Consider the following 11,487-nt stretch of genomic DNA (forward strand, 5'->3'; position numbering starts at 1 on the left):
TGATAATCCCCAAATATCATCCTGCGTACTACTACAGTTTTTGCTGCGTAGAAATACGTAATATACTCCCGGTGTAAAAAACAAAAAAGTTTGTTGTATGCTGTAAATGAACCAATTATAAAAACACTCCATGAACTGAAGTAACAGCCAAAACTTGTATCCCTGTTGAAATAACAACTTATTAATCTTAGTTTTAGCCAAACTAATTCCTAACCCTCTATACTAAATCAATCATGGAAACCAAACCAACAAGAGACACTAACCCAATTACCGGCGACGAAGGCGCCCCCATCGATCTTGAACTTGCAGCTAAATGGACCGCTAATCACCGTCATCGCCATCCCAATGAAGTGGTATCACAATTTTTCGGGCAAAAAATATTGAATACTATACTACAACAAGAAGGTTGCTTAGGCATTCGCATTTATTACGCTAACAAGCAACACCTTACAGGCTGGCAAAAATTTTGGATTTCAGTTGGAAACTTCTTCATCAGAGTTGTTGCTAATGCCGAAGGTGAAAAACGATTTGTGATAACAGGCGTGCGGGCAGATGGGCAGGACCAATTACCAGGAGAGGTAAAAAAAGAAGTTGCTGCCGTATCTACAGAGATAAAGACATTTAAGTTAACGGCAGCTTCTACAAGTGACGATATAGTTGGGAATCAGTCGCATCCATGCCCGGGCTCTTCTGGATGCCCGCAAAATATTTTAACTGGATCATAAATAATAGTATAAACAAAGCAAAAGGGTATAGGGTAATGGCTTTAGATATTACTTTGGATATTGCTTCGACATGTTCGGGGTTTATGCCGGTTTTGGCCGGAATTTTTAATTATAAACGCCTTGACAAACTGTTAAAAGTTTCCATCGTTTACTTTGTTATATCCTGCACTTTTGATCCCATTATGTGGTTGATGGCAAAAAACGGCGCAAAAAATAACATGCCTGTAATTCATGTTAATGTATTAATCTCACTAATTTTTTTTTCATACATATATTATCACTTATATAAAAAATCGGTACTTAAAAAATTTGCCATTGTAGTTGCCATTACCACCTTTTTACTAATGGTTTGTTTTAACAGTAACTTGTTTGAATATCCAACGGTATCAAATACCGCTTTAAGTATATCATTGATTATATTGTCTTTGATTTATTTTTACCAGTTGCTAAATCCTTTAGAATACATCGACATTGAAAAACAGGGTTTCTTTTGGATAAATGCTGGGGTATTGTTCTATTCTGCGGTTAATATTTTTTTATTTATGCTATTAACACAGATACCGGTAAATGATCGGCATAATTACCTTATCATTAACAGTATTACCAACATAATTGCAAACACATTATTTTCAATAGGACTACTTTGCCAGCCCCAGAAAACAACCTGATCCCGGTATTAATTATCGGCACATTAGTGGTGGTTGTATTAATCACCTGCTTATTTTTTTTCGTGATTATTTACCAGCGTAAGATGATCAAAAACCAGGTTGAACTGCGAGCCTTGCATGACGCGCGCCAAAGCGACCTGATGGCTGCCGTTTTTGAAACCCAGGAAAGCGAACGTAAACGCCTGGCCGAAGATTTGCACGACAGCGTGGGCCAGGTGCTATCCGCCATAAAACTCAACCTGCATCGGCTGGATAAAAACTGCACCACCGATGCCACCCAGCCGCTCCTGGCCGATACCCGCAGGCTTACCGACGAATGCATCCAGGAGATACGCAATATTATCCACAACGTTTTACCGCCGGTACTCACCGATTATGGGCTACTGGTTGCTGTTGAGGCATTGGCAAACAAGGTTGAGCAAACTACCCATATTAAAGTAAAGTTCAGCAAAAACATGCCCGATCAGCGGTTTCCGCAGGAGATTGAACTTACGCTTTACCGCATAGCCCAAGAGCTTTTTGGTAACGCCATTAAGCACTCGGATGCCTCGGTTATCCATCTTTCTATCAACAAAGAAAGCAATTTTATGGTGATGGAATTTAAAGACAACGGCATTGGTTTTAACCTTGCCGAAGTTAAGAGGGGCTTTGGTATTAAAAACCTTGAGAGCCGGGTACAGCTTATAAACGGTGATATAAATATTTATAGCAAGCCATTAAGTGGTAGTCTTACCACTATTAAATTAAAAATAGTTTAGTTTTGTATCTTTAATCTATCTTTAGCCAACTATTTGTTATTCAATGGGTACAATTAAATTAGGTATAGTAGATGATCATAAAATTTTCAGGAATGGTTTAAAAGCCACCCTTGAAGATTGCGAAAATTTCGACTTGATACTTGAAGCTTCAAACGGTAAAGAATTGATGGGTTTATTAACAACCCAAACGCCCGATGTGCTTTTGATGGACATTAAAATGCCCGAAATGGATGGTATCCAAACAGCAGCTCTGGTGCATCAGCAGCATAAAACCATCAAGATACTGGCACTATCGATGTTTAACGAAGACAAGTATATTGTTGATATGATGAAAGCAGGCGCATCGGGCTACCTGCTAAAAAATGCCGAACCGGAAGAAATTATTGAAGCAGTATCTACTGTGCATAATAAGGGTTTTTATTTTAACGAGCACCTGTCAATCACCCTTATTAAGCAACTGGTAGGTAATGACCATTCCGAAAGCATCGCGCCTAACAAAGCCGATTTAAACGAGCGCGAAATTGAAGTACTGAAGCTGGTTTGCCAGGAATACTCAAATCAGGAAATAGCCGATAAAATTTTCCTGAGCGTACGCACCGTTGAAGGGTACCGGGCACGTTTATTTGAAAAAACGGGGTCAAAAAACCTTGTGGGCCTGGTAATATATGCAATAAAACGCGGTATAATTAATGTAACCTGAGTTTATTATGCAGATAACTTTTTGGCGCTGCCTGCAAGGTTTCGCATAAATCTTTTGCGGTAATTAAGCGGGCTTAAATTCATTTTGGCCTTAAACATTTTATAAAAATGGGATACATCGCCAAACCCGCTTTCATAGGATATTTCTGAAATAGGCTTATCGGTTTGCACCAACTGCTGTATAGCGTAATTAAGCCGGTATTCAATTATAGTTTCCATAAATGTTTTGCGGGTTACTTTTTTAAAGTACTTGCAAAAAGCATTGGTGGTCATGTTGGCAATACTTGCTGCGGCATCCAACGACACCTGTTTCCTGAAATTTTCTACCAGGTAAGCAAATACGGGGTTAATGCGCTCCTGCTCGGCTGTCGAACGCTCGGCTATAACGCGGTGCTGATCAAGCAAAATATATTCGTCAGATGAAGCCAGGCGCTGCAATATCTCCAACAAGCCTATCAATACCCTAAAATTGCTCTTTTCTTCAACCAGGCTTTGCAGCATCTGCTTTACCTCCTGCTGCGTTTCTGAATGGAATGCTACACCGCAACCGCTTTTTTGAAACAGCTTTTTAATGTGCAATAATTCAAACTTGTTAAAAAAGTCGTCGCCCAAAAACGCATCATTAAACTGAATTACAATGGCGCTTGCCTCCTCGGGCGAAACATTGGCAATATCCAGTTTCCAGCAGTGGGGCAAATTGGGGCCAAGCAACACCAGATCATCTGATACAAAATCTTCCATATGGCTGCCCACATACCGTTTACCACTCCCTTTTAAAATACATGTCAGTTCATATTCGGGGTGAAAATGGTAAGGCGCGTCAAACGCCAGCTTATCAAATTTTTTGACAAGGAACGATTGACTAACAGAGGGCTGAAGAACTTCGTATGAGGCTTTTATCATTGCATATTTTAACGTATGATTTATTAAAAAGTTAGGTTATGGATAAAATAATCCACAATTACACCATTCATTTCATTTTTTGTCAGCTAAAGTTAAACTTACTTTGAATATAAACTAAAAAAAATATGAATGCAAAGGTTTCTGAGCTGTCAGCGCTGGATGATTTTATCAAATTACCGGAAGAAAACATTCTGGAGTTCCGCAAAAAGGGGCATACCTTAATTCAAAATATACTTTCAAAAGAAGAAACTATAGTTTACCGCCCGGTGATTGTAGATGCTGTTGAAAGGTACAATACCGAAAAACGCAAACTGCAAGACAGAGATACTTACGGCAAGGCATTTTTACAGATCATGAACTTATGGCAGGTGGATGCCAATGTAAAACGCTTTGTTTTTGCCAAACGAATGGCCAAAATTGCTGCCGACCTGATGGGAGTTGAAAATGTACGTCTATATCATGACCAGGCCTTGTTTAAAGAAGCCGGCGGAGGCCCCACCCCATGGCACCAGGACCAATATTACTGGCCGATAGATACCAATAATACAGTAACCATGTGGATGCCGCTGGTTGATATTGACGTAGATATGGGCATGCTTACTTTTGCATCAAACTCCTATACCAATGGCGCAGTATTTAATCATGAAATCTCAGACGAGTCAGAGTCGGCGTTTGACGACTATGTAAAAAAGAAAGGCTTCCCGATAAGCAGGGCGCAAACCATGAAAGCAGGCGATGCCACCTGGCACCGGGGTTTTACTATTCACAATGCGCCGGGCAACAACTCCGATAAAATGCGCGAAGTAATGACCGTTATTTATATAGCCGATGGCGCACGCATCACGCCCTACAAAAACGACTGGCAAAAAAATGATCATCACAAATGGCTGATGGGCAAACCTATTGGCGGGCTGATAGATTCTGAACTGAACCCTAAGCTGTTGTAATAAGCAAAAAGCTGTTTTATTTGCAAAAACAGCTTTTTGTTTATAGTGTATTATTATGAAGCAACTATTAACAGCGCTTATCGATCTTGCTTACATAATAAATCTGCTATTGTTATGGAGTGGCCACTGTCCACTGCTGGCACGTCGATCCGTTATAATCAAATAGCCCAAGCTGAACTCCATCGGCCGTTGATGCATTTGGCACCTCAACAACGCGGTTGCCATTCAAAGGAGTAAATACTAAGTTGCCGTTACCAGCCCTTGACAAATCAAACTTCTGGCAATTATTATTGAGATAAGCATACAGGTCCAGCGGAGCCCCGTTTGCCGCATTGCAATTAACAACATCTGCAGCTAAACCGCCTTGCGCGCATGTTATTTTAAAAACACCGTTTCCAAGAGCAGTAAAATCCCATTGCTGGCATAAAAGCCCATTGCTTGTATTTTGTGCTATAGCTTGTTGCGAAGCCCCTGTACATCCCCAGTCATCCCAAACTTTACCGCTGTTGCTATTTATAATTTTATAACGTCCGGCGGCAATCCAATCCTGGGTTATAAAGGGCCAGCCGCCCGACCAACCCATATTACCAACTGCCAATGTAGGCGTACCATTGTTATTGCCATCATAATAATGATAGGTAAGAAAATTGAACCCGTTTTCGGTATAGTAACCCACCTGCCCGGGGCCGATATATTTACCTGATGTACTTAATACTGTAGTACCGCCGCCGCTGAGCAAATTAACGCCGTTTTTATCAACATAGGTACCATTGGGACTGGTTGACCGGCCCATTTGCACGTAATAGGTGCTACTGGTACCGTTACAGCAAATACCCTTATTGTAAAACAGGTAATAATAACTGCCATTCCTGATTACATATGATGCTTCATTTTCGCTGCTACTGCTGCCGGCTATGTTTTTAACCGTGCTATTAAGTCTTTTACCTGTTGAGGGGTTTATCTGGGCTATCCAGATCCCCGTTAAGTGCGAACCAAAAGTCATCCAGTAGTTACCGCTGGCATCAGCGAAGACCGAAGGATCGATAGAACCGTATACAGTATTATTATCTGAATAAACAACCATACCCTGGTCTGTCCATGTAGTTAAATCGGTACTGGTTGCTACGCCTATTGCGCAAGGCCTTGCACCCATCGAAACAGAGTAATACATATAATACTTGCCACCCATGTAAATACATTCCGGCGCCCAAAAATTGCCTCCAAAGTTAGAAACGTACGTGTTTATCCAGCTGGGCCAGGTACCTGAAGCGAAAACCGTTGAAGCCGTTGTCCATTTTATTAAATCGGTTGAGGTAAGGTGATATATCTGATTACCGGTACCCCAGATATGATAAACCCCGTTGCGCTTAATTATGGTAGATGGATCGTGAATGCCGGTAGCACCGGCTAATGCATTGATGGTTTTGGCCTTACTAACCAGCGGCACTTCTGTTTGCGTAGTGTTATTAAGCTTTTCGTTTTTTTTGCAGCTTATTATTATTCCCGTTGCGAGAATTATGCAAAGCGTGGCCAGTGAAAAATATCTTTTCATAAAAAATTTAGAATAAATGGTAATTGCCTACTCTTTTAGATTTTCGGCTTCGTCTTTAATTGGTAGTAGCAATAAAACCCTGCAGGATATTATTAGTGTTTATTTAACAATTATAATTAAATAAACGTCAAAATAAAACAAATTGAAAAAATATTTCCTATCAGAATTAGTGTAAATAATACACTTAAAAAGCCGAATATATTGCTGATAAACAGCAATAAACAAAAATTAACATTAATATAGTACTATTTTACCAATAAAACCTGATATACACAAGAAAAATTAAGGGAGGCAAGGCGATTAATAATTGTATTAATTACAACTATAGATTCTCAAGTGAAAGCGTTGGGCTTCGGCAAGCTCCAACTCAAATCTATAGCTGTATGCATTGCTAAAAAGTTAGCTGTTTTTGTACCGCATTACAATCTCCGAAACCGGTTTTACAGGTTTAAATACAAAAAAAGGTTGCCGGTTTAAAACCAACAACCAACACGGTTTATAAAATATATACCTTTAAAAGCAAGGCATTTACCAAAGCCTATGCCGCAACCCAAACAGCATCAACAAACCATTTTTTACCATCAAAAAACTGGGTTACCGGCGCAAATCCGGCATTTATGGCAATCTGATCAGTTTGCATAATGGTGAATTTTTGAGAAATCTCCATATAGATGTATTCATCTTTTTGAAAAGAGATTGTTTCTTTACCACCGATGGTTACCAGTTGATCTTCCAGGCTAATAAGGTAGCTTTTGCATGCACCGGTTTCCGGATCGTAGGTTGGATAATGATCAAATTTGGCAACATCAAAATTGCCCTCTAATTCGCGGTTAATACGCTCCAGCAGGTTAAGGTTAAATCTTTTGGTGATGCCCTCTTTATCGTTATAGGCCGCCAGTACAACTTTAGGATCTTTTTTAAGGTCCATCCCAATCAGCACCATATCGCCTTCAGAAAGGTGGTTGCGTAATTCCCTGCAAAACTCAATAGCTTCGGGCACGGGCATATTGCCAATGTTCGACCCTAAAAAAAGCACTACTTTTCGTCTTGGTGATATAGATGCTGCCTTTTTAAGCATATCAAAATACTCGCCGTTAAGTCCTTTTATATTTAAGCCGGGCAACGTAACAGGTAAGGTAATATTGAGGTATGAGATTACATTATCCGATATATCAATAGGCAGGTAAGTAAACTCGGCCTTTTTATCCAGCAAGTCTTTCAGCAGGTAGGTTGATTTCATCGCATCCCCGGCGCCCAGTTCTATCAGGTCAAAAGCATCACCATCGGCAATAAGGGCGCTGGTAATCTCGTCTGTTTTTTCCGAAAATATTTCCAGTTCGCAATTAGTTGGATAATACTCCTCGCAGTTCATCAGTTCCTGAAAAAGTTTATCGCCATTGGCATCGTAAAAATACTTTGAGTTTAAACGCTTCGGGGTTCCGTGCAAGCCGGCTATAACATCATTATAAAACGAGTTTGTTTTTGCGTTTGATACTGCCGTTAAATTTGTTTGTACAAAGGTTGAGTCCATATCGTGCTGTTTTGTGCAGTTACCTTGCAAGCCTGATGCCGGTAAACTGCCAACGTAAATGTGTTTGAAAAAAATTGCGGTAAGTTATCCTGCTGTGGCCCGGCGATGTTGCTTCTGATGCGCCGCGCAATACTTTTTGGTTTACCATAAACTTGCCGTTATACTCGCCTATTGCACCCGGTGCTTTTGCAAACCCGGGATAAGGAAGGTACGAACTTTCCGTCCACTCCCAGCTTTTACCCCATCTGAATTTTGTTGCAGCTGCCTCCCACTCAAATTCAGTAGGCAACCTTAGTCCTTTCCACGAGGCGTAAGCATAGGCCTCAAAATAGCTGATATGGCAAACCGGATCCTTTAAACCAAGTAGACCCAAGCCATGGTAAGTATAGTTATGCCATTCGCCGTCAATTAGATGCCAGTAAAGCGGAGCTTCTATTTTATGGGTATTTACCCAATCCCAACCCTCGGCATGCCAGTGGCGAAAATCGTGATATCCCCCACTACCAATAAACTCCAGGTATTCGGTATTGGTTACCAGGTTGGGGCTTATCTCATATGAATTTAAGTAAACTTTATGCCGGTTAAGTTCGTTATCGAAACAAAAACCTTCACCACTATAGCCTATCTCATAAACACCTTCATTCATTTTAACGAAATCGGCGCTTTCAGCCGTTGAGATTTTTGGCGATACATACCTATCGTCATAAGCCGGGAACAATGGGTTATGCCCTAAAATGTATTTAATATCTGTTAATAAAAGTTCCTGGTGCTGTTCCTCGTGGTTAAAGCCGAGGATGAGCAATTCCCTCACTTCTGCGGATGGTTCCTGGCACAGGAACTTAGCCATGGCCTCATCCACATAGGCCCGGTACTGGTAAATATCGGCAACTGTAGGGCGGCTTAAATTGCCTCTGTCGGTACGGATAACGCGGTTGCCTACCGTTTCATAATAGCTATTGAAAACGTAATTATAGTTGGGATTAAATTCCTGGTAGCCCATGAAATACGGCTTCAGGATAAAGGTTTCAAAAAACCAGGTAACGTGCCCGATATGCCATTTAGGCGGACTAACATCAACTACAGGCTGCACCACGTAATCTTCGGTTTGCAGCGGGCTGCAAATCTGCTCCGTTCGCAGCCTAACTTTTTTATAACAATCAGCTAAATCCATCTAATTACTTACTATTCAAATATCGTTTAAGGTTTGAAATTGTTTTAATACTTAACTTTTTTGCTTGCTGCCTGCGCATCATTAATGTATAGGCATTATTAAAACCAATAGGCTTGAGCCATTTTACCTGGTAACGTTTTTCAAATTCCTGCTGCACATAATCATAAGTGCTATCCTTACTTTTTGCTACTTCGGCAACCGTTTTTGGCGACGCCTGCAAAATGGCCAGCAAGCCGGTACCCGTGTATTCTGGATAAAAGTCTATCTGGTCATTAGTTAAAGCATCAAAACAAATTTTGGTGCCCCCAAGACCCGTTTTAGTGGCAACATCATAATTGGTATATCCCTTTATTAACATACTGTAGATGTTGGCCAGGATGTATTGCTCGCCAAATATTTTTGAGCCAATACGAATGATCCCGGCAGTCCTCTCGCGGGATGGTTTATACAGTTTATTAGCCTCCAGGAAATCCTTTGCCACCCGTTCGGGGCTTTGGTGAAGATAGTCGGTACGGTAGTTTAATTCCGTCATAATGGAATCATTTATTTTACCCGAAAGCAGGTTTAATGTCTTTTCCAGGTCAGGATATTTTTTCAGGGATTCATCCCGCACGATTGGCGCAGCGTAGTAGGGAGGAAAAATATTTTTGTCATCATCTAAAACCACCAGATCATAAGCCTTTAACCGGCCATCGGTAGAGTAGCCGCTAATTACATCCAATTGTTTTTCAAATGCGGCCTTGTACATCACCGCATCGCTGATAACCACGGTATGGATTTTTAAGCCGTATTTGCTTTGAAGGCCCAGGTTGCCATCCTGCCTGCCCATAAATTCGGGCGTAAAACCCGCTGTAAGCTTGCCGCCATAGGCCGATGGAATAAAATAAAACGAGGACAGCACCGCCAGCAAAACCGGCATTGCATAAGTACTTTTCTTTATCTTTTTAAAATTTAGCTTCTGCAGCCGCGACAGGAGGAAATCAAATATGATGGCGAGTAGAGCGGCCGGTATGGCGCCCGCCAATATCATATTGGTATTATTGAGTGAAATGCCACCGAAAATAAACTCGCCTAAGCCGCCCGCAGCAATATATGAAGCCAGGGTTGCCACGCCCACATTTATTACCGTAGCTGTGCGGATTCCGGCCAAAATAACCGGCATAGCAAGGGGCAGCTCTACTTTAAACAAAACCTGCCACTTATTCATCCCCATGGCAACGGCCGCCTCCTTCACCGAAGCGTCTACCCCGGTAATGCCCGTATACGTATTACGGATAATTGGCAGCAACGCGTAAAGCAACAGGGCCACGATTGCCGGTTTAGCGCCGATGCCCAGTATAGGAATCATGAACCCCAATAATGCGATGCTTGGAATGGTTTGCAATATCCCTGCTATGCCCAATACAGGGCCGGATAACTTTACTTTACGGGTAATAAAAATACCCAATGGCAAACCAATAACTACAGCAATAAAAAGCGAGATAAACGTTAGGCCAATGTGCTGTAGCGTTTGCGCAGCAAGCTTATCGGCCTGCTGGCTCATAAACTCAAATAAGGTTTGCTGATGCTCATTCATGCCCCTGCTTGTTTTTATACTGATAAAAGGCTGCCATCAACTGCTCGAAGCCTACATGTTTGTGCTCGCCGCTGTCGTTACTTATGCTTATGGTTTCGTGATCACTAAACTTAAACCCCTCGAGCGCCGACCACACATCAATATCGGCGGCCAATGGCGTAGCTCCGACCTTTTTGTGCGACTTGGGCAGCAAATCCCAAATGTTGCTTAAGCGCACAGCCCTGAACTCCAGTTGCAAGCGTTGATCCTTCAGAAAATTTTCCACAAATTCATTGGCCGGGTTAAACAATAGCTCGGCAGGTGTACCAGATTGAACAATTTTGCCTTTATCCATAAGGCAAATCCGGTCGCCAAGTTCAAAAGCCTCCTGCACATCATGTGTAACCATAATGATGGTTTTACGCTTCAATTCATCAAGGGCTCTAAACTCCTTATGAATGTTTGACCGGGTAACATTATCAAGCGCGCCAAAGGGCTCATCCATCAGCAAAACCGGAGGGTCAGACACCAGGGCCCGGGCCAAACCTACGCGCTGTTGCTGGCCACCACTCAATTCATTTGGGTAAACATGCAGATAACGTTTATCCAGGTGCAGTTTCTCCATCAATTCGGCAACCCTGTTTTCCGTTTTCTTTTTATCCCATTTTAGCAGCTGCGGCACTATGGCAATATTTTCGGCCACGGTATAGTGCGGAAACAACCCGTTGTTTTGCAGTACGTAGCCAATACCGCGCCTTAAAACCTCTGGCTGCTGATCAAATATATTTTGATTGTTAATGTAGATATTGCCGCCGGTAGGTTCAATCAACCGGTTAATCATTTTTAGCGTTGTAGTTTTGCCGCAGCCGCTGGTGCCCAGCAAAATCAAATTTTCCCGGGGCTGTACCTCAAAGGAGATGACATCAACGGCTTTAACCTTCCCAAATTGTTTGCTTATGCCGTCAACTTTAATCATGC

The 11,487-nt window shown here is 41.7% G+C and carries 10 protein-coding genes; 4 read left to right on the forward strand and 6 right to left on the reverse strand.

Going from position 1 to position 11,487, the window contains the following annotated elements; genetic code table 11:
- Positions 1-233 precede the first annotated feature (233 nt).
- The 3 genes from ACFGVS_RS17755 (at position 234) to ACFGVS_RS17765 (ending at position 2,851) form a co-directional block, all read left to right on the forward strand.
- Positions 234-725, forward strand: a complete 492-nt coding sequence (locus ACFGVS_RS17755) for a hypothetical protein (RefSeq protein ID WP_439694956.1) — start codon at positions 234-236, stop codon at positions 723-725.
- A gap of 643 nt (positions 726-1,368) precedes the next feature.
- Complete coding sequence (locus ACFGVS_RS17760; protein ID WP_090640192.1) at positions 1,369-2,151, forward strand: sensor histidine kinase; 783 nt, start codon at positions 1,369-1,371, stop codon at positions 2,149-2,151.
- 43 nt (positions 2,152-2,194) lie between these two features.
- Entirely contained in the window at positions 2,195-2,851 is a 657-nt protein-coding gene (locus tag ACFGVS_RS17765) for a response regulator transcription factor (RefSeq protein WP_090640188.1), read from the forward strand.
- Between the two features lie 5 nt (positions 2,852-2,856).
- On the opposite strand, the gene ACFGVS_RS17770 is transcribed toward ACFGVS_RS17765, so the two are convergent.
- On the reverse strand, positions 2,857-3,753 hold the full coding sequence (locus ACFGVS_RS17770; RefSeq protein ID WP_439694958.1) for an AraC family transcriptional regulator: 897 nt from the start codon (positions 3,751-3,753) through the stop codon (positions 2,857-2,859).
- A gap of 125 nt (positions 3,754-3,878) precedes the next feature.
- Between ACFGVS_RS17770 and ACFGVS_RS17775 the strand changes: the two genes are divergently transcribed.
- Entirely contained in the window at positions 3,879-4,700 is an 822-nt protein-coding gene (locus ACFGVS_RS17775; RefSeq protein WP_439694960.1) for a phytanoyl-CoA dioxygenase family protein, read from the forward strand.
- 112 nt (positions 4,701-4,812) lie between these two features.
- Here ACFGVS_RS17775 and ACFGVS_RS17780 read toward each other — a convergent pair whose 3' ends face one another.
- The 5 genes from ACFGVS_RS17780 to ACFGVS_RS17800 form a co-directional block, all read right to left on the reverse strand.
- Positions 4,813-6,252: a family 43 glycosylhydrolase gene (locus tag ACFGVS_RS17780; RefSeq protein WP_439694961.1), complete on the reverse strand. Its 1,440-nt coding sequence runs from the start codon at positions 6,250-6,252 to the stop codon at positions 4,813-4,815.
- Positions 6,253-6,790: 538 nt separating this feature from the next.
- Complete coding sequence (locus ACFGVS_RS17785; RefSeq protein ID WP_274210443.1) at positions 6,791-7,783, reverse strand: L-histidine N(alpha)-methyltransferase; 993 nt, start codon at positions 7,781-7,783, stop codon at positions 6,791-6,793.
- Between the two features lie 19 nt (positions 7,784-7,802).
- A complete protein-coding gene (gene egtB / locus ACFGVS_RS17790) occupies positions 7,803-8,954 on the reverse strand; it encodes an ergothioneine biosynthesis protein EgtB (RefSeq protein WP_439694963.1) in 1,152 nt (383 codons plus the stop codon).
- Between the two features lie 4 nt (positions 8,955-8,958).
- Positions 8,959-10,530: an ABC transporter permease/substrate-binding protein gene (locus tag ACFGVS_RS17795; RefSeq protein ID WP_439694964.1), complete on the reverse strand. Its 1,572-nt coding sequence runs from the start codon at positions 10,528-10,530 to the stop codon at positions 8,959-8,961.
- A complete protein-coding gene (locus ACFGVS_RS17800) occupies positions 10,523-11,485 on the reverse strand; it encodes an ABC transporter ATP-binding protein (RefSeq protein WP_439694966.1) in 963 nt (320 codons plus the stop codon). The genes ACFGVS_RS17795 and ACFGVS_RS17800 overlap by 8 nt, the downstream gene beginning before the upstream one ends.
- Between the last annotated feature and the right edge of the window lie 2 nt (positions 11,486-11,487).

It is taken from the genome of Mucilaginibacter sediminis (genome assembly GCF_051903035.1).
Lineage (GTDB): Bacteria > Bacteroidota > Bacteroidia > Sphingobacteriales > Sphingobacteriaceae > Mucilaginibacter.